General features: G+C 66.9%; 21 protein-coding genes. 14 read left to right on the forward strand and 7 right to left on the reverse strand.

Features of this window, described 5'->3' with window-relative positions:
• Positions 1-9 precede the first annotated feature (9 nt).
• The 3 genes from OB2597_RS11430 to groES all read right to left on the reverse strand — a co-directional run bounded on the left by OB2597_RS11430 (position 10) and on the right by groES (position 2,615).
• Positions 10-492 carry a GNAT family N-acetyltransferase gene (locus tag OB2597_RS11430; RefSeq protein WP_009805724.1) on the reverse strand — a complete coding sequence of 161 codons (483 nt, stop codon included), beginning with the start codon at positions 490-492 and terminating at the stop codon, positions 10-12.
• 119 nt (positions 493-611) lie between these two features.
• A complete protein-coding gene (gene groL / locus OB2597_RS11435; RefSeq protein ID WP_009805725.1) occupies positions 612-2,258 on the reverse strand; it encodes a chaperonin GroEL in 1,647 nt (548 codons plus the stop codon).
• A gap of 45 nt (positions 2,259-2,303) precedes the next feature.
• Positions 2,304-2,615 carry a co-chaperone GroES gene (gene groES, locus OB2597_RS11440; RefSeq protein ID WP_009805726.1) on the reverse strand — a complete coding sequence of 104 codons (312 nt, stop codon included), beginning with the start codon at positions 2,613-2,615 and terminating at the stop codon, positions 2,304-2,306.
• Positions 2,616-2,844: 229 nt separating this feature from the next.
• Between groES and OB2597_RS11445 the strand changes: the two genes are divergently transcribed.
• Entirely contained in the window at positions 2,845-3,189 is a 345-nt protein-coding gene (locus OB2597_RS11445) for a nuclear transport factor 2 family protein (RefSeq protein WP_009805727.1), read from the forward strand.
• A 25-nt stretch (positions 3,190-3,214) separates the two neighbouring features.
• Here the strand turns inward: OB2597_RS11445 and OB2597_RS11450 are convergent, their stop codons facing one another.
• Both OB2597_RS11450 and OB2597_RS11455 read right to left on the reverse strand, forming a co-directional pair.
• A complete protein-coding gene (locus tag OB2597_RS11450) occupies positions 3,215-3,904 on the reverse strand; it encodes a DUF2161 domain-containing phosphodiesterase (protein WP_009805728.1) in 690 nt (229 codons plus the stop codon).
• Between the two features lie 40 nt (positions 3,905-3,944).
• Positions 3,945-4,373 carry a winged helix-turn-helix transcriptional regulator gene (locus OB2597_RS11455; RefSeq protein WP_009805729.1) on the reverse strand — a complete coding sequence of 143 codons (429 nt, stop codon included), beginning with the start codon at positions 4,371-4,373 and terminating at the stop codon, positions 3,945-3,947.
• Between the two features lie 300 nt (positions 4,374-4,673).
• Between OB2597_RS11455 and OB2597_RS11460 the strand changes: the two genes are divergently transcribed.
• The 6 genes from OB2597_RS11460 (at position 4,674) to OB2597_RS11485 (ending at position 9,704) form a co-directional block, all read left to right on the forward strand.
• Positions 4,674-5,594 (forward strand): manganese-dependent inorganic pyrophosphatase, encoded by a 921-nt coding sequence (locus tag OB2597_RS11460; RefSeq protein ID WP_009805730.1) that lies wholly within the window; start codon positions 4,674-4,676, stop codon positions 5,592-5,594.
• A 171-nt stretch (positions 5,595-5,765) separates the two neighbouring features.
• Complete coding sequence (locus OB2597_RS11465) at positions 5,766-6,641, forward strand: TIGR01459 family HAD-type hydrolase (RefSeq protein WP_009805731.1); 876 nt, start codon at positions 5,766-5,768, stop codon at positions 6,639-6,641.
• A 101-nt stretch (positions 6,642-6,742) separates the two neighbouring features.
• Entirely contained in the window at positions 6,743-7,186 is a 444-nt protein-coding gene (locus OB2597_RS11470) for a MaoC family dehydratase (protein WP_009805732.1), read from the forward strand.
• 63 nt (positions 7,187-7,249) lie between these two features.
• Positions 7,250-8,188: a bifunctional riboflavin kinase/FAD synthetase gene (locus OB2597_RS11475; RefSeq protein ID WP_009805733.1), complete on the forward strand. Its 939-nt coding sequence runs from the start codon at positions 7,250-7,252 to the stop codon at positions 8,186-8,188.
• Positions 8,185-8,658 carry a YcgN family cysteine cluster protein gene (locus tag OB2597_RS11480; RefSeq protein WP_009805734.1) on the forward strand — a complete coding sequence of 158 codons (474 nt, stop codon included), beginning with the start codon at positions 8,185-8,187 and terminating at the stop codon, positions 8,656-8,658. The genes OB2597_RS11475 and OB2597_RS11480 overlap by 4 nt, the downstream gene beginning before the upstream one ends.
• The gene (locus OB2597_RS11485) at positions 8,658-9,704 is read left to right on the forward strand and encodes a threonine aldolase family protein (RefSeq protein WP_009805735.1); all 1,047 of its coding nucleotides are present in this window, start codon (positions 8,658-8,660) and stop codon (positions 9,702-9,704) included. The genes OB2597_RS11480 and OB2597_RS11485 overlap by 1 nt, the downstream gene beginning before the upstream one ends.
• A 131-nt stretch (positions 9,705-9,835) precedes the next feature.
• On the opposite strand, the gene OB2597_RS11490 is transcribed toward OB2597_RS11485, so the two are convergent.
• Together OB2597_RS11490 and OB2597_RS11495 are read right to left on the reverse strand one after the other, a co-directional pair.
• Positions 9,836-10,645 (reverse strand): alpha/beta fold hydrolase, encoded by an 810-nt coding sequence (locus tag OB2597_RS11490; protein WP_009805736.1) that lies wholly within the window; start codon positions 10,643-10,645, stop codon positions 9,836-9,838.
• Positions 10,642-11,244, reverse strand: a complete 603-nt coding sequence (locus OB2597_RS11495; protein WP_040609721.1) for a 2-hydroxychromene-2-carboxylate isomerase — start codon at positions 11,242-11,244, stop codon at positions 10,642-10,644. Before OB2597_RS11495 ends, OB2597_RS11490 begins: the two co-directional genes overlap by 4 nt.
• 104 nt (positions 11,245-11,348) lie before the next feature.
• Between OB2597_RS11495 and OB2597_RS11500 the strand changes: the two genes are divergently transcribed.
• From OB2597_RS11500 to OB2597_RS11530, 7 genes are all read left to right on the forward strand, one after another.
• The gene (locus OB2597_RS11500) at positions 11,349-12,365 is read left to right on the forward strand and encodes a ribose-phosphate pyrophosphokinase (protein ID WP_009805738.1); all 1,017 of its coding nucleotides are present in this window, start codon (positions 11,349-11,351) and stop codon (positions 12,363-12,365) included.
• Between the two features lie 110 nt (positions 12,366-12,475).
• The gene (locus tag OB2597_RS11505; protein ID WP_009805739.1) at positions 12,476-13,420 is read left to right on the forward strand and encodes an aspartate carbamoyltransferase catalytic subunit; all 945 of its coding nucleotides are present in this window, start codon (positions 12,476-12,478) and stop codon (positions 13,418-13,420) included.
• Entirely contained in the window at positions 13,417-13,860 is a 444-nt protein-coding gene (locus tag OB2597_RS11510) for a hypothetical protein (protein ID WP_009805740.1), read from the forward strand. Before OB2597_RS11505 ends, OB2597_RS11510 begins: the two co-directional genes overlap by 4 nt.
• 58 nt (positions 13,861-13,918) lie before the next feature.
• Entirely contained in the window at positions 13,919-14,470 is a 552-nt protein-coding gene (locus tag OB2597_RS20965) for a hypothetical protein (RefSeq protein ID WP_009805741.1), read from the forward strand.
• On the forward strand, positions 14,467-15,735 hold the full coding sequence (gene pyrC, locus OB2597_RS11520) for a dihydroorotase (RefSeq protein ID WP_009805742.1): 1,269 nt from the start codon (positions 14,467-14,469) through the stop codon (positions 15,733-15,735). Before OB2597_RS20965 ends, pyrC begins: the two co-directional genes overlap by 4 nt.
• On the forward strand, positions 15,732-16,340 hold the full coding sequence (plsY, locus tag OB2597_RS11525) for a glycerol-3-phosphate 1-O-acyltransferase PlsY (RefSeq protein ID WP_009805743.1): 609 nt from the start codon (positions 15,732-15,734) through the stop codon (positions 16,338-16,340). The genes pyrC and plsY overlap by 4 nt, the downstream gene beginning before the upstream one ends.
• A gap of 84 nt (positions 16,341-16,424) precedes the next feature.
• A complete protein-coding gene (locus OB2597_RS11530; protein WP_040609283.1) occupies positions 16,425-16,982 on the forward strand; it encodes a GbsR/MarR family transcriptional regulator in 558 nt (185 codons plus the stop codon).
• The last annotated feature ends 10 nt before the right edge of the window (positions 16,983-16,992 follow it).

Genomic DNA, 16,992 nt, shown 5'->3' on the forward strand with positions numbered 1-16,992 from the left:
GGCGGGCCGTCAGACCGAGCGGAACGCTTTGGGATAGATGATGTCCTCGGCGATCCCGGCGGTGTGCGGCGCGATCGGGTAGAGCATGAAGAATTCCTTGGGGTATTCCACCACGAGGTTTTCGGCGGCTTTCAGGGTAAAGCCGAAGCGGCTGTAGTACTCGGGATTGCCCAGCACCGTGACCGCTGCCGCGCCCGAGCGCCGGGCAAGGTCCAGACCCTGCCGGATCAGCCCGCTCCCGATGCCCCTTTCCTGGCGCGAGGGTGAGACGGCGACCGGCGACAGCGACAGCCAGCCGCGGGGCGAGACGAGATGCGCAAGGGCGACGTAACCCACCACCCTGCCCTCGAGCAACGCGACGAGTTCGATGGCAAGATCGCCCCCGGCCCGCAGTGTCTCGACCAGCCTCAGCTCCGCCGGGCTCTCGAACGCGGTGTCCAGCAGGATCGAGACGGATGTCTTATCGGTCGGTTCAAACGGGCGGATGTTCATCACGAGCAATCCAGGTGGAGCAATACCGGATAGACTAGCGCGGTCCCGCCCCAAGGCCACGCAAAAGAAAAAGGGCGCCCGGAGGCGCCCTTTCCCTGTCCCTTGGCGGGAACGGCAGATTACATCATGCCGCCCATGCCGCCCATGTCGGGCATGCCGCCGGCAGCGGCGCCTGCGCCTTCCTTCTGCGGCTTGTCGGCCACCATCGCTTCGGTGGTGATCAGCAGGCCGGAGATCGAGGCCGCGTCTTCCAGAGCGGTCCGGACGACCTTGGCCGGGTCGATGACGCCGAACTTGAACATGTCGCCATATTCTTCGGTCTGGGCGTTGAAGCCGTACTTGACGTCGTCGCTCTCGCGGACCTTGCCGGCCACGACCGCACCGTCGACGCCCGCGTTCTCGGCGATCTGACGCAGCGGCGCTTCCAGGGCGCGGCGCACGATGGCGATACCCGCTTCCTGATCGGGGTTCGCACCCGTCAGACCCTCGAGGGCCTTGCCACCCTGGACAAGGGCGACACCGCCGCCGACGATCACGCCTTCCTGCACGGCTGCGCGGGTGGCGTTCAGAGCGTCGTCGACGCGGTCCTTGCGCTCTTTCACCTCGGTTTCGGTCATGCCGCCGACGCGGATGACGGCAACGCCGCCGGCCAGCTTGGCAACACGTTCCTGAAGCTTCTCACGGTCGTAGTCCGAGGTGGTTTCCTGGATCTGGGTGTTGATCTGGGAAACGCGGGCCTCGATCTCGGCCTTGTCGCCATTGCCGTCGACGATGGTGGTCTCGTCCTTGGTGATGGAGACCTTCTTGGCCGTGCCGAGCATGTCCATGGTGACGTTCTCGAGCTTCATGCCCAGATCTTCCGAGATCACCTGACCGCCGGTCAGGATCGCGATGTCCTGCAGCATGGCCTTGCGGCGGTCGCCGAAGCCCGGTGCCTTGACGGCTGCGATCTTGAGGCCGCCGCGCAGCTTGTTCACCACGAGGGTCGCCAAGGCTTCGCCCTCGACGTCTTCGGCGATGATCAGCAGCGGTTTCTGCGACTGGATGACCGACTCGAGCAGCGGAACCAGCGGCTGGAGCGAGGACAGCTTCTTCTCGTGCAGGAGGATCATGCAATCCTCGAGCTCGGTCAGCATCTTGTCCGGGTTGGTCACGAAGTAGGGCGACAGGTAGCCACGGTCGAACTGCATGCCTTCGACGACATCCACTTCGGTCTCCATGCCCTTGTTCTCTTCGACAGTGATGACACCCTCGTTGCCGACCTTCTGCATCGCGTCCGCGATCATGCGGCCGATCGAGGCTTCGCCGTTGGCCGAGATCGTGCCGACCTGGGCGACTTCGTCGCTGTCGGTGACGTCACGGGCGGCCGACTTGATGGCCTCGACGACCTTCGAGGTCGCGAGATCGATGCCGCGCTTGAGGTCCATCGGGTTCATGCCGGCGGCAACCGCCTTCATGCCTTCCTTGACGATGGCCTGGGCCAGAACCGTCGCGGTGGTGGTGCCGTCGCCGGCTTCGTCGTTGGTGCGGGAAGCGACTTCCTTCACCATCTGGGCGCCCATGTTCTCGAACTTGTCTTCCAGTTCGATTTCCTTGGCGACCGAAACACCGTCCTTGGTGATGCGCGGGGAACCGAAGGATTTCTCCAGAACCACGTTGCGGCCTTTCGGGCCGAGGGTCACCTTGACCGCATCGGCGAGGACGTTGACGCCCTTCAGCATCTTGTTGCGGGCGTCGGTGTTGAACTTAACGTCTTTTGCAGACATCGCTTACTCTCCTTGAAAGTCTTCGTTGGCGATCACGACCGGCGTTCAGGCAGCTTTCGCCGCCGCGCCGTCGGTGATGATCCCGAGGATGTCGCTCTCTTTCATGATCAGGAGTTCCTGACCGTCGATCGTGACTTCGGTGCCGGACCACTTGCCGAACAGAACCTTGTCGCCGGCTTTCACGGCCATCTCGATCAGTTCGCCGTTGTCCTTGCGGGCGCCCTCGCCCACGGCCACGACTTCACCTTCCGCCGGCTTTTCCTTGGCGCTGTCGGGAATGATCAGCCCGCCCGCGGTTTTCTCTTCGCTCTCGACGCGCTTGACCAGAACCCGGTCATGAAGCGGTTTGAATGCCATCTCTGAGTCTCCTTGGCTCAAAGTTTCTCCCTGGCCGGAACCCTCGGTCTCGACGGATTCGCGGCCGTTATCACTCACACCACGCGAGTGCTAACGCGGGGTAGTTAAGGAGGCGGCCCGTGCCTGTCAAGAAGCCCGCGCGCAGAATCTTGGCCCCCTAGCCGGAACATTTCCCGGGTGCCAGCGCTTCCTTCGTCAGGACCGATCTGCCGCCCGCAAGGAGTTCGTCATGCCCGAGCCTGATATCTGGGAAACCGAGAAATTGCTATGGACCGGCGGCACCGATGCCTACCGCCGCAGACTGGGGGCGTCGTGCCTGATGGCCTTCCCCGGCATGGGCATCCTCCAGGGCGAGGAGATCCTCGACGCCATCGCCGATGCGCCGCGCTGGAGCGAGGTGGATTTCGTCGGCAAGCGGGTGATCGAGACGAACGGCCTGACCGTCCTCGCCTATCGGGCCCATGCGCTGCGCGATGGCGATGCCCCCTACGATGCCCTGTGCAGCTCGACCTGGCAGCACACGGCGGAGGGATGGCGCATCGTCCAGCATCAACAGAGCCCCCTGCACGCCTGAGCCGGCTTCCACGCCCGTCCGGCGCTCACTCGGCCGCGCGGGCGGTGGCCGGCGGCACGCCCCCGAATTCGTCCAGCGCCGCGCGGCCTGTCGGAGTGAGCCCGTAGACCCCGCGCTCGACCCGCTCGAACCAGCCGTAATGATCGTCGCGCATGATCACCGTGGCGCGCGGCACCTCCTGCGCCTTGGCGATCACCGCCCCCCGCGCGGGGCCGTGCTGCGCGAGGTAGGCCGCACAGCGCAGGGCATCCTGGCGGTAGGCCGTGACCAGCTTGACCCCGACCGAACCGCCCGAATTCGGATCGCCGACACGGCGCTGGAACTCGCGCAGCAGCCGACCGCGTCGCGGTTTGGATTGCCGAGGCGTGTAGGGTCCGGGATCGACATGCACCTCGACATAGCCGTCGCGCGGCCGGACCGTCATCAGCCCCAGCCCGAGCCTGCGGCACAGCGAGACATGGGCGGTCATCGTCTTGCGGCCGCGCATGGCCGGGACCGCAAGATAGACCCAGTCGGTCAGCGCCTGCCGCGCGACGCCCTGCTGGACCAGCGTCAGGTTCATGCCGGTCTTGAGCTCGACGATCACCGGGTCGGGATCGTCATCGCGCATGGCCACGACGTCGGCCCCGGACACCTCGGATTTCACGTCGTAGCCCTGGCCGATCAGGAAATCCCGCACGGGCGGATAGAGGTCGGTCTCGCGCAGCTTGCTCATACGCCGGAGTCTGGCGCCATTCCCCGCACCGGGCAAGCGGTCAGTCGGCGGCATCGCCGGCCTCGAGTTCGGCGATCAGCGACTCGGAAAAGCCCTCGGGGTCGGCGCGATAGGCCTCGATGAACGGGCCCGGCACCTCGGTCCTGACATCCCATGTCTCCGACCAGTTCACGATGGCCAGCAACACCGGCACGAGCGCCCGTCCCTTCGGCGTGAGGCGGTAGATCACGCGCACCGCCCGGTCCGGGTCGGCCTCGCGGGTGACGATCCCCTCGCGGTCCAGCATCCTAAGCCGGTCGGACAGGATGTTGGTCGAGATGCCCTCGTCCGCCGCCACAAAATCGCCAAAGTGCCGTGCTCCCTTGAAGACAAGATCGCGCAGGATCAGCAGCGCCCAGGCATCGCCAAGCACGGTCGCCCCGTAGCGGATCGGGCATCCGCACCATGTCTCCGACCCATGCTTCGGCACGCCATCCCTCCCCACATAAGTATGACTTTCATTCTGCAAGTATCATGTCTTTCTCTAACTTGCAAATTGCAACTTAAGTGAAAATATCTGCGAACTCAGCCAGTTGAGAGGCGCGGATCGAAATGCAGAACGAATAGTCAGGAACCGAAGCAGGCGAGACACAGAACCTTTCGCCCCCCGCATTCATCAGCGTCGCCACCTGCTGCCGTGCCTTGTGCCGCGGGCGGCAGGCCACGGGTGACAAGGCGCGGAACCCCGCCTATAAGGGCGCCGAAATTCAGCCCTGACAGGACGACACACATGACGATCAAGGTTTTCGGCCACAAATCACCCGACACCGATTCCACCGGCTCGCCCATCATCTGGGCCTGGTATCTGTCCGAGGTTCGCGGCACCCCCGCGACGCCCGCCCTCCTCGGCGAGCCCAATACCGAAGCCGCCTTCGTCATCGAGAAATGGGGCTTCGAGAAACCCGAGATCATCTCGGGCTTGGCAGCGGGCGAAAAGGTCGTCATCGTCGATACCAACAACCCGGCCGAATTGCCGGAGAACATCAACGATGCCGACATCGTCCAGATCATCGACCACCACAAGCTGACCGGCGGCCTCGAGACCAAGGCGCCGATCGACATCACGATCAAGCCGCTCGCCTGTACGGCTACCATCATGCACAACCTGATGGGGCCGAACGCGGACAAGATGCCTGACAGGATCAAGGGGGCGATGCTGTCCTGCATCCTGTCGGACACGCTGGAGTTCCGCTCGCCCACCACGACCGACCAGGATCGTGAGCTGGCCGAGACGCTGGCCAAGGAGCTCGGCATCGACTTGTCCGCCTATGCCTCGGAAATGTTCGAGGCCAAGTCGGACGTGTCGGCCTTTTCCGACGCCGAGCTGATCCGGATGGACAGCAAGGAATACGAGGTCGGCGGCACCAAGTTCCGCGTATCGGTTCTGGAAACCACCGCGCCGCAGATGGTGCTGGACCGCAAGGACAGTTTGATGGCCTCGATGTCCGACGTCGCCAGCGAGGACGGCGTGGACGAGGTCCTGCTTTTCGTCGTGGACATCCTGAACGAGGAAGCCACACTGCTGGTCCCGAACGACCTGATCAAGGGCGTGGCGGAAAAGAGCTTTGGCGCCTCGGTTCCGGGCGACACGGTCGTCCTGCCCGGCATCATGTCGCGCAAGAAGCAGATCATCCCGAACCTGGCGGTCTGAAACCGCCTCTCCCCCGGGAGCACAGGGGCGCGGCGTCGGTTGGCGCCGCCCCGACGGGGCGCCCCGCGCCGGCGCACCGGCGCCCCCCTGCCCCTCTGCGGCGGATCCGCCCTTCATCCCGGCCCGGCTTTGAGGCAAGAAGTCTCCGTGACCCCAAGCCCCGGAGCCCCCATGACCCAAATCGTCTCTTCCCTCGCCGAGATCTCGGACCGTTACGACGCGCTTTTCGTCGACCTCTGGGGCTGCGTCCACAACGGCGTCACCGCCTTTCCCGCCGCCTGCGACGCGCTGATCCGTTATCGCAAAGGGGGCGGCACGGTGGTGCTGGTGACGAATTCGCCGCGCACGCGCGCCGCGCTCGAGGTCCAGCTGAAGGGGTTCGGCGTGCCCGACGAGGCCTGGGACACGATCGCGACCTCGGGCGACGCCGCCCGGGCCGCGGCCTTCGACGGGGCGGTCGGCCACAGGGTGTACTTCATCGGCCTGCCCGAGGAAAAGGATGTCTTCCTGCACCCCCTCCGGATCCAGGACCACCCGATCCACATCGAGACCGTCCCGGCGGAAGAGGCCGAGGGCATCGTCTGCACCAGCCCCTTCGATCCTTTGGCCGACCCGGCCGAGTTGCGGCCGCAGCTGCTGGTCGCCAAGACGCGGGGCCTCAAGCTGCTCTGCGCCAATCCGGACATCGTCGTCGACCGCGGCGACCGGCGCGAATGGTGCGCCGGGGCGGTCGCGCAGCTGTATACCGAAATGGGCGGCGAGAGCCTTTATTTCGGCAAGCCCCATCCGCCGATCTACGACCTCGCCCGCAGGCGGCTCGCTTCGCTCGGCAAGACGGTCGATCCGGCGGGCATCCTGGCCATCGGCGATGGAATCGCCACCGACGTGCTGGGGGCCATGGGCGAGGACATCGACTGTCTTTTCATCACCGGTGGATTGGCCGCAGCCGAGACAAAGACTGTTGAGCAACCGGAGCAGGCGGCGCTAACCGCCTATCTCGCATCGGAAAAATCGGCCCCGGCCTATGCGATCGGCTTCCTGCGCTGAGCCGATTCACCCCTTGATTTTCTGCGCGAGCAAAGTAATAAAGTTACCGTGAAAGGGGTGACGGCAATCTTTTGTTACCCTCCGACCGGAAGGTGGAGAGCATGTTGGACAATTTCCCCCGCGGAACGATCTGCATCGAGGACATCGAGATGGGCATGGTGCGCCATCTTCGCAAAACGGTGACCGACGAGGATATCGAGATGTTCGCCCAGGTCTCGACCGATCGGAACCCCGTGCATCTCGACGAGGCCTACGCGCAGGACACCATCTTCGAGGGCCGGATCGCGCACGGGATGCTGACCGCCGGGCTGATCTCGGCGGTGATCGGCGAACAGCTTCCCGGCCACGGCACGGTGTACATGGGCCAGACGCTCAAGTTTCTCGCCCCCGTCCGGCCCGGCGACACGGTACTGGCCGAGGTCGAGGTGATCGGCATCGACCATGCCAAGCGCCGGGTGCAGCTCGACTGTCGCTGCAAGGTCGACGGCAAGCGGGTCCTGGTCGGCGAGGCGACCGTGCTCGCCCCCTCGCGCAAGTTCGACTGACGCGCCGCCGCGCCGCGCGCAACCGCCCTTGCGCCCCGGTTTGGCCGGGGATACCCCTGCGCCATGAAGATCGTGCGCGACTATCAGTTCACCACGCCCGGCGACCGGGGCGCCGCCGTCGCCATCGGCAATTTCGACGGTGTCCACATCGGCCACCGTGCGGTCATCGACCTCGCCCGGGCCGAGGCCCGGCGGCTGCACGCGCCGCTTGGCGTGATGACGTTCGAACCGCACCCGCGCCAGCTCTTCGCGCCTGACGCCCCGCCGTTCCGCCTCACCGGGCCGGCCGCCCGGGCGCACCGGCTCGAGAAGATCGGGGTCGAAATTCTCTACGAGCTGAACTTCAACCCGGCCCTCGCCGGCCTGACGCCCGAAGCCTTCGTCCGGCGCGTCCTGGTGGAAGGGCTCGGCGTGCGCCATGTCGTGGTCGGCGCCGATTTTCACTTCGGCGCGAAACGCGCAGGCACCACCGAGACACTGCGCGCCTTCGGCCAGGAACTCGGCTTCGGCGTCACCGTGGCGGATCTGGTCGCGGAAGGCACCGAAGAGGTGTCATCGACCGCCATTCGCGACGCGCTGGCCGAGGGCCGCCCCCGCGACGCCGCCGCGATGCTGGGCCACTGGCACCGGATCGAGGGTCCCGTCATCCGGGGCGATCAGCGCGGCCGCGACCTGGGCTATCCGACCGCCAACATGTCGATCGCCGGCCTGCATCGTCCCCGGTTCGGCGTCTATGCGGTGCTGGTCGATGTGCTGACCGGACCGCACCGGGGCACCTATCGCGGCGCCGCCTCTCTCGGCATGCGGCCGCAATTCGGGGGCGAGACGCCGAACCTCGAAACCTACCTGTTCGATTTCCAGGGCGATCTTTATGGCGAGACCGTCTCGGTCGGGCTTGTCGAATACCTGCGGCCCGAGGCGAAATTCGATTCGCTGGACGGCCTGATCCGGCAAATGGAGGCGGATTGCGACCGGGCCCGCGCGATCCTGGCGGCGCAATGACCGACGATCCGATCGACAGAACCGGCCTGCCCCCCCGCTACTGGGAGACGACGCCGCCCGGGAAGATGACCGACCGCGAATGGGAGGCGCTCTGCGACGGCTGCGGCAAGTGCTGCCTGAACAAGCTGGAGGACGAGGACACCGGCGAGGTCGCCCTGACCCGCGTCGCCTGCCGGCTGCTGGACGACGCGACCTGTCGCTGTGCCAAATACCCGACACGGCACCGGTACGTCCCGGAATGCATCACCCTCGATCCTGCGACCATCCACCAGCACATGTACTGGCTGCCGCAGACCTGCGCCTATCGCCTGATCCACGAGGGCCGTCCGCTCTATAACTGGCACCCGCTGATTTCGGGCACGGCCGAGACCGTGCACCGGGCGGGGGTGTCGGTGCGCGGGATGACCCGTTCCGAGTACGACGTCGCCGACGACGACTGGGAAGACCATATCATCGAGGAGCCGCTCTGATGTTTTTCGCCTCCGACAACACCGGCCCCGTGCATCCGCAGATCATGGACGCGCTGGCCCGGGCCAACGACGGGTATGCCACGCCCTACGGCAACGATCCCCTGATGGATGAGGTCCGCACCCGTCTGCGCGAGATCTTCGAGGCGCCCGAGGCGGCCGTCTACCTCGTCGCGACGGGCACCGCGGCGAACTGCCTCGGGCTCGCCTGTATCGCGCCGCCCACGCACACCGTCTTCTGCTCGCCCAATGCGCATATCCACGAGGACGAGTGCAATGCGCCCGAGTTCTACACCGGCGGCGCCAAGCTCACCCTTGTGGGAACCGAGGACAAGATCACGCCCGAGGTCCTGCACGCGACCATCGCCGCCGAAGGGTCGCGCGGGGTGCATGGCCCGCAGCGTGGCCCCGTCTCGCTCACGCAGGCGACGGAAAAGGGCCAGATCTACGATCTCGACGAACTCGCCGCCTTGTCCGCCGTGGCGCGCGACCATGACCTGCCCGTCCAGATGGACGGGGCCCGCTTCGCCAATGCGCTGGTCGCGCTGGACTGCACGCCGGCCGAGATGACCTGGCGCGCCGGGATCGACGTCCTCTCGTTCGGCGGCACCAAGAACGGCTGCATGGGGGTCGAGGCGGTCATTCTCTTCGATCCGGCGAAAGCCTGGGAATTCGAGCTCCGGCGCAAGCGCGGCGCGCATCTGTTCTCAAAGCACCGCTACCTGTCGGCGCAGATGGCCGCCTACCTGCGCGACGACCTCTGGCGCCAGAGCGCCCGCCGCGCCAATGCCAACATGGCCCGGCTCGTGGCGGGGCTGAGGGAGCGGAACACGGTGCGCCTGCGCTACGAGCCGGTGGCAAACATCGCCTTCGCCGACCTGCCCCGCGCAACGGTCCGCAGGCTTCTTGAGGCCGGCGCGGCCTTCAACGTCTGGGACGGCGATGTTGAGGGCGAGGATCCCGACACACCGCTCACCATCCGTCTGGTCAGCGACTGGTCTCTCCCCGAAACCGAGATCGACCGGTTCCTGGACCTCGTCCGCGACTGAGCGGACCGGCCGCCCCCCCACCAAGGCCGCGTCATTTCCCGGGCGCGCGCCGAGGATCTCCGGCCAGCCGCCGCACCGCTGATGGCGGGAGACCCCGGGGTCGCGCCCGAGGATGACCCCGCCGCCGGCGACTATGTCAGGAAATCCGTCACCAGCGGGCCGACCGTATCGGCATGGGTGATGGGCACCATGTGGCCCGCCCCCGGCACGGTCACGAGGTGCGTATCGGGGATCAGCGCATCGAGCGCCGCCACGATCCGGTGGCTCGCCTCCGGGCTGGCGCCGCCGTCAATCAGCAGTGTCGGCGCCTGCAGCCGCGCGACCAGCCCCCCGGCGAGCATCCCGTCCGGATCGCCGTTGTTCGTCACGAAGACCGCCTCGACCAGCTTCATCTGTTCGGTGAACCCCTCCTGCTGCTCGGCGGTCAGGCTCTCCCACGGCTGGCCGCCACCCCAGTCGCTCAGAAAGGCGATCGCCGCCCGGCGGTAGTCCCCGGTCCGGAATCCCTCCTCGACCTCGGACGTCTCCTGCATCTGCGCCTCCCGGAAGGCGGGGTCGGCCTGGTAGGCGACGGTGAAGAAGACAGGTTCGATCAGGACGAGCCGCCGCACCAGTTCGGGCGCGGTGGCGGCGACCCGGAGCGCGGCCGTCGCGCCGAAGGAATGCCCGATGAGATCGACCGGCGCCTCCCACTCCGCGATCATCTCGCGCATCTGGGCGCAGACCGTGTCCTGATAGACGCCGCGCCTGTCCCAGGGGCCGCTGCGGCCGTGGCCGGGCAGATCGAAGGCGCGGCAGTCGTGGGTTTCGGCCAGATGGGCGGCCACGCCCTTCCAGGCTCCGGAATGGGCCAGCGAACAATGCACCAGAAGCGCCCGCCCCGGTCCGCCGGGCCAGTGACGCAGCGCCGTGGCATGGCCCGCGTAGGTCCGTGTCGTCACGCAAGTTCCCCCGACAGATACCGGTCGAGCATCTCCAGGCGATCCTGCCCCCAGAACATTTCCTTGCCGTCGACGATGTAGAACGGCGCGCCGAAGACGCCCGCGTTGATCGCCTCGTCGGCATTGGCCTCGTAGGTCATGGCACCGGTCAGCAGTCCGCTGTTGGCCAGGCCCGGGTCGAAGCCCGCCCCTTCCAGACACGACCGGATGACCGCCTCGTCGGCGACATCGCGTTCCTCGGCCCAGCAGGCCCGCAGGATGGAATGCGTGAGCTTGCCCAGGTCGCCGCCGCCGGCCCCCTGGGCGGCGATGATCGCATAGCCCGAGGGCGCGGGATTGGTCGGGAAGAAGGCCGGCTCGAGCACGAGTTCCATCCCGAGCGCCGCGCGCCAGCGCCGCAGTTCCTGAACCCGGTAGTCGCGCCGTGCCTTTGGCCGCTCGGCCAGTGGAAGCCCGCCGGTCGAGGCGAACACGCGATTGATATCGCAAGGCTTGTAGGTGATCGTCGCGCCGTGTTTCCCGGCGATCTCCTCGAGACGCAGACCCGCCAGATAGGTCCACGGCGAGATCGTCACGAAATAATAATCGATATGCGGCACCTTCACCTCCCCGCTGGTTTGGCAAGACCCTAGCGGGGTGGTAAGCGGGGTTCAACGTCACGAATCTGTCACTCTCCCCTCCTGTCAACCGCCCCGGATCTGCCATGCCAAACGTTGTCGAACCCAAGCTCATCGCCGGAAATGCCAACCTGCCGCTCGCATCGGCGATCACCCGGCGCATGTCGATCCATCGCGGCGTCCACCTCGATCTCGTGGATGCCCGCGTCGAACGGTTCAACGACGGCGAAATCTTCGTCGAGGTGTTCGAGAACGTCCGCGGCGAGGACATGTTCATCATCCAGTCGACCTCGAATCCGGCCAACGACAACCTGATGGAGCTGCTGATCATGGCCGACGCGCTCCGCCGGTCGTCGGCGCAGCGGGTCACCGCCGTCATTCCCTATTTCGGCTATGCCCGGCAGGACCGCCGCACCAAGCCGCGCACCCCCATCACCGCCAAGCTCGTCTCGAACATGCTGGTCGAGGCAGGCATCGCGCGGGTGCTGACGATGGACCTGCACGCGGCCCAGATCCAGGGCTTCTTCGACATTCCCGTGGACAACCTCTATGCCAGCCCGATCTTCGCCCTCGACATCAAGGAGAAGTTCAGGGACCGGATGGACGAGATCATGGTGGTCTCTCCGGACGTCGGCGGCGTGGCCCGTGCCCGCGAACTGGCCAAGCGGATCAACGCCCCGCTCTCGATCGTCGACAAGCGGCGCGAAACGCCCGGCGAAGTGGCCGAGATGACCGTGATCGGCGATGTGAAGGACAAGGTCGCGATCATGATCGACGACATGTGCGACACCGCCGGCACCCTGTGCAAGGCCGCGGAACTGCTGATCGAATACGGCGCGAAGGAGGTCCACGCCTATGTGACCCACGGGGTGCTGTCCGGCCCGGCGATCGAACGCATCGGCGCCTCGGTTCTCAAGAACCTGGTGATCACCGACACCATCGCCGCTCCGCAGATGGTGACGGACTGCGCGCAGATCCGCGTCCTGCCGACGGCGCCCCTGTTCGCACAGGCGATCCTGAACATCTGGAACGGCACCTCTGTCTCGTCGCTCTTCGAGACCCGCACTATGGAGCCGATCTACGAGGGCGTGTTCCGGAGCTGAGCCCGCCCCGCCCGGTGACACCTCCCCGCAGGACGGCGGCACTGCCCTGCCGCCCTTGCCGCCATCGGGACACGTTCCTATAACCGCCTCACGACAAGCGGAGTCTCCAGATGACCTTTCGTCAGGACCACCTCTTGGGGATCGAACCCCTCGCGCCGGACGAAATCACCTCCATCCTCGACCTGGCGGACGATTACGTCGCCCTGTCGCGCAGCCCCGACAAACATGTCGAAACGCTGCGGGGGCTGACGCAGATCAACATGTTCTTCGAGAACTCGACCCGCACCCAGGCCAGTTTCGAACTGGCCGGCAAGCGGCTCGGCGCGGATGTAATGAACATGGGGCTCGCAGCCTCATCGATCAAAAAGGGCGAGACGCTGATCGACACGGCGATGACCCTGAACGCCATGCAGCCCGACCTGCTGGTGGTGCGTCATCCGCATTCCGGCGCGGTCGACCTGCTGGCGCAGAAGGTCAACTGTGCCGTCCTGAACGCCGGCGACGGGCGGCATGAACACCCGACCCAGGCGCTGCTCGACGCGTTGACCATCCGGCGCAAGAAGGGCCGGCTGCACCGCCTGTCGATCGCCATCTGCGGCGACATCGCGCACAGCCGCGTGGCGCGTTCGAACCTGATCCTTCTGGGCAAGATGGAGAACCGCTTGCGGCTGGTCGGCCCGCCCACGCTGATGCCCGCCGGGATCAACGAACTGGGCTGCGAGGTCTACGAGGACATGGCCGAGGGGCTGCGCGACGTGGATGTCGTCATGATGCTGCGCCTCCAGAAGGAACGGATGGACGGTGGCTTCATCCCCTCGGAGCGCGAGTACCATCACCTCTACGGGCTCGATGCGGACAAGCTGTCCCATGCCAGCCCCGACGCCATCGTGATGCATCCCGGGCCGATGAACCGCGGCGTCGAGATCGACGGCACGCTGGCCGACGACATCAACCGCTCGGTCATCCAGGAGCAGGTCGAGATGGGCGTGGCCGTGCGCATGGCCGCGATGGACCTGCTGGCGCGCAACCTGCGGGACAGGAGGGCCGCGGCATGAGCCCGTCGCTCTTCCCCGGCGAACGCATCGTGGCCCGGCGGCCGACCGGGCTGGGCCTGTTCCTGGCCGTCGCGCTGCTGACCGGGACGGTGGCCTTTGCCGCGGAATGGCTGACCGCCCAGGTCATCGGCTGGAACATCCGGCAAAGCCTCGTTCCCGCCTCGGCGCTCGCCCTCGTCGCCGCGCTCGCGGCGCAGGCGACGGTGCGGCGCAAGCTGAGCTATTGCCTGACCACGCGGCGTCTGATCCTCGGCACGGGCCGGCAACTGCCGCTGGACGCGGTGGCGCGCTGCCGGATCGGCGCGCATTCGCTGACGGTCGAGGATCGCGAGGCGCGGCAATACCGGATCGCCGGGCTGCTCCGGCCCGCGTGGCTTGCCACGCGGATCAACCGGTGCCGGGCCGGCGGCGTCCCGGAGACCGGCATATGCGCGACGTGATCCCAGCCCCGACACCCCCGGCCATTCAAGGATACGGCCCCGCCAGTCAGGAGAGACGATGACCGAAACGCTTTTGTCCGGAGATCGCGACACCGTGCACCTGTTCTCGGTCGCCCTGCCCGAGGACCAGCTCTGGACCTTCGTCACCTCCGACCCGGACACCGGCAGACTGCCCCTGCGCGAGGCGCTCGGCGTCGAGACGCTGGACGAGACGCAGATCGAGGGCGCCGTGGCCGAGGATCTCGAAGGCATCGGCCTCTCGGGTTTCCTGATCGAGGGGATCGGCGTCGACGAGGCCGCCATCGCCCGGGATCGCGCTCGGATCGACGCGGTGAGCGGTTCGGTCGTCATCGTCAAGGGATCGGCCTTCGACGGGGCGCATGTGCCGCTTGAGCCGCAGCCTCCCCTGGCACATGTGGGCACGTGGCGCCTCACCGCCGCCCCCTCGACCATGGAGCAGCTGAGCAGCCCGACCGCCGAGGGCCGGACTGAACCGGCGCCGGCCGCGACGCCCGAGGTCCGGGGCAAGCGGAACCGGTGGTCGCTGTGGCTGCTGATCGGCATGGGGCTGGTGATCCTGGCCGGACTGGTCTTCGGACTGCTGGCATGACCACCCTCGCCCTGACGAATGCCCGACTGATCGACCCCGAGACCGGCGAGGAACGTCCCGGCGGCCTCACGGTCGAGGACGGCGTCATCACCGCCCTGCACGACGGATCGGGCCCGGGGATCGACTGCGGCGGGCTCTGCCTGGCTCCGGGCATTGTCGATATCGGCGTGAAGGTCTGCGAGCCGGGCGAACGGCACAAGGAAAGCTTCCGCTCCGCAGGTCTCGCGGCGGCGGCCGGCGGGGTGACCACCATCGTGACCCGCCCCGACACGACGCCGGCCATCGACAGCCCCGAGACGCTGGAATTCGTCGCCCGCCGCGCGCGAGAGGCCGCGCCGGTCCGCGTGCTGCCGATGGCCGCGCTGACAAAGGGACGCGCAGGCCACGAGATGACCGAGATCGGATTCCTGATGGATGCCGGCGCCGTGGCCTTCAGCGACGGCGACAGGGTCATCGCGGACACCAAGGTGCTGACCCGCGCGCTGACCTATGCCCGGTCGAGGGGGGCGCTGGTCATCGGCCACGTGCAGGAGCCCGGGCTGTCGGCCGGGGCCGCTGCCACCTCGGGAAAATTCGCCTCGCTCCGGGGGCTGCCCTCGGTATCGGCCATGGCCGAACGCATGGGGCTGGACCGCGACATCGCGCTGCTGGAAATGACCGGCGTCGCCTATCACGTCGACCAGATCACCACCGCCCGGGCCCTGCCCGCGCTGGAACGGGCCAAGGCCAACGGGCTGGACATTACCGCGGGCGTGTCGATCCATCACTTGACGCTGAACGAATTCGACGTCTCGAACTATCGCACCTTCTTCAAGGTCAAGCCGCCCCTGCGCAGCGAGGACGACCGCCAGGCGGTCGTCGCGGCCATCGCATCGGGCCTGATCGATGTCATCTGCTCGATGCACACGCCGCAGGACGAGGAGAGCAAGCGCCTGCCCTTCGAAGCCGCCGCCAGCGGCGCCGTGGGGTTGCAGACCCTTCTTCCCGCCGCGATGCGTCTGGTTCATGCCGGCGACCTGACGCTCGCTCAGCTCTGGCGCGCCCTGTCTCTCAACCCGTCGGACCGGCTCGGTCTGCCCTCGGGGCGTCTGGCGGTCGGCGCGCCGGGCGACCTCGTCCTGTTCGACCCGGACGCGCCCTTCACCCTCGACCGGTTCAAGCTGCTGTCCAAGTCCCGCAACACGCCCTTCGACGAGGCCCGGATGCAGGGTGTCGTCCGGGCCACCTGGGTCGGCGGACGGCAGGTCTTTGGAGAGCTGACATGATCCCCGATCTCGCGACACCGCCCGGCATGCTCGCCCTCTGGGCCCTTGCAGGCTACCTGCTCGGCTCGGTGCCCTTCGGGGTCATCCTGTCGCGCGTCTTCGGGCTGGGCGACCTGCGCAGCATCGGGTCGGGCAATATCGGCGCGACCAACGTGCTGCGGACGGGAAACAGGACGGCGGCCGCCCTGACCCTGATCCTGGACGGGGGCAAAGGGGCTGCGGCGGTGCTGATCGCCCGGACCCTGGCCGCCGAGGATGCCGTGCAGATCGCCGGCCTCGCCGCCTTTCTGGGGCACTGCTTTCCCGTCTGGCTGGGCTTTCGGGGCGGCAAGGGCGTGGCGACCTTTCTCGGCCTGCTGCTGGCCTATGCCTGGCCCCTCGGCCTCGCCGCCTGCGCCACCTGGCTCGTCGTCGCGGCGACGCTGAGGTTCTCGTCGCTCTCGGCGCTGATCGCGGCCTGCCTGGCGCCCGTCTTCGCCGCGCTCTTCGGCCTCGGTCACGCGGTCCTGATGCTTCTGGCACTCGCCACGCTGATATTCATCCGCCACCGCGGCAATATCGAACGGCTGCTGAAAGGCGAAGAGCCGAAAATCGGAAAAAAGTGAACCTTTGACATACGTTCACCACAATTCGTTGCTTATTACGCGGTAACTCGGTACTTCTGAATTGTCAGAAAGGAGGAGCGCGTGATGCAACTCTCCCCTTCCATGCAGGACTTCATCCTTCATTGGGGCGAAATGGGCTCGAAATGGGGGCTGAACCGGTCGGTCGCCCAGATCCACGCGCTGCTGCACATCTCTCCCGATCCGCTCACGGCCGAGGAACTGGCCGCGACGCTCAACCTCGCCCGGTCGAACATCTCGACGGGGCTCAAGGAGTTGCAGGCCTGGCGCCTTGTCCGGACGACCCGGCAACTGGGGGACCGGCGCGACTATTTCACCGCGATCGGCGACATGTTCGACCTGATCCAGACGGTGATCGAGGTCCGGCGAGAGCGCGAGTACGAGCCGACGCTCAACGCGCTGCGCGAGATCCAGGGGCGCGCCGAACAGGATGACACGCCGCCCGAGGTGCGGGCGCGCATCGCCGAGACCTACGAGACGATGCAGATGCTCGACGACTGGTACAGCGATATCGCGCAACTGCCGCGGTCGTCGCAGATGAGCCTTCTCAAGGTCGGCTCGAAGCTCGGCGCGCTGCTGTCCGGCAGCGCCTCGAAGCCGAAGAAGAAAAAGAAGAAATCCTGACCGGGGGCGC

This window comes from Pseudooceanicola batsensis HTCC2597, assembly GCF_000152725.1.
GTDB classification, from domain to species: domain Bacteria; phylum Pseudomonadota; class Alphaproteobacteria; order Rhodobacterales; family Rhodobacteraceae; genus Pseudooceanicola; species Pseudooceanicola batsensis.

Excerpts from the sequence above, each read along its gene's own strand:
- OB2597_RS11530 (WP_040609283.1), top strand. The coding sequence starts at position 16,425 with ATGCAACTCTCCCCTTCCATGCAGGACTTCATCCTTCATTGGGGCGAA.
- OB2597_RS11505 (WP_009805739.1), top strand. The coding sequence starts at position 12,476 with ATGACCTTTCGTCAGGACCACCTCTTGGGGATCGAACCCCTCGCGCCG.
- pyrC (WP_009805742.1), top strand. The coding sequence starts at position 14,467 with ATGACCACCCTCGCCCTGACGAATGCCCGACTGATCGACCCCGAGACC.
- OB2597_RS11470 (WP_009805732.1), top strand. The coding sequence starts at position 6,743 with ATGTTGGACAATTTCCCCCGCGGAACGATCTGCATCGAGGACATCGAG.
- OB2597_RS20965 (WP_009805741.1), top strand. The coding sequence starts at position 13,919 with ATGACCGAAACGCTTTTGTCCGGAGATCGCGACACCGTGCACCTGTTC.
- groES (WP_009805726.1), bottom strand. The coding sequence starts at position 2,615 with ATGGCATTCAAACCGCTTCATGACCGGGTTCTGGTCAAGCGCGTCGAG.
- OB2597_RS11510 (WP_009805740.1), top strand. The coding sequence starts at position 13,417 with ATGAGCCCGTCGCTCTTCCCCGGCGAACGCATCGTGGCCCGGCGGCCG.
- groL (WP_009805725.1), bottom strand. The coding sequence starts at position 2,258 with ATGTCTGCAAAAGACGTTAAGTTCAACACCGACGCCCGCAACAAGATG.
- OB2597_RS11485 (WP_009805735.1), top strand. The coding sequence starts at position 8,658 with ATGTTTTTCGCCTCCGACAACACCGGCCCCGTGCATCCGCAGATCATG.
- OB2597_RS11480 (WP_009805734.1), top strand. The coding sequence starts at position 8,185 with ATGACCGACGATCCGATCGACAGAACCGGCCTGCCCCCCCGCTACTGG.
- OB2597_RS11460 (WP_009805730.1), top strand. The coding sequence starts at position 4,674 with ATGACGATCAAGGTTTTCGGCCACAAATCACCCGACACCGATTCCACC.
- OB2597_RS11430 (WP_009805724.1), bottom strand. The coding sequence starts at position 492 with ATGAACATCCGCCCGTTTGAACCGACCGATAAGACATCCGTCTCGATC.
- OB2597_RS11450 (WP_009805728.1), bottom strand. The coding sequence starts at position 3,904 with ATGAGCAAGCTGCGCGAGACCGACCTCTATCCGCCCGTGCGGGATTTC.
- plsY (WP_009805743.1), top strand. The coding sequence starts at position 15,732 with ATGATCCCCGATCTCGCGACACCGCCCGGCATGCTCGCCCTCTGGGCC.
- OB2597_RS11465 (WP_009805731.1), top strand. The coding sequence starts at position 5,766 with ATGACCCAAATCGTCTCTTCCCTCGCCGAGATCTCGGACCGTTACGAC.
- OB2597_RS11475 (WP_009805733.1), top strand. The coding sequence starts at position 7,250 with ATGAAGATCGTGCGCGACTATCAGTTCACCACGCCCGGCGACCGGGGC.
- OB2597_RS11445 (WP_009805727.1), top strand. The coding sequence starts at position 2,845 with ATGCCCGAGCCTGATATCTGGGAAACCGAGAAATTGCTATGGACCGGC.
- OB2597_RS11500 (WP_009805738.1), top strand. The coding sequence starts at position 11,349 with ATGCCAAACGTTGTCGAACCCAAGCTCATCGCCGGAAATGCCAACCTG.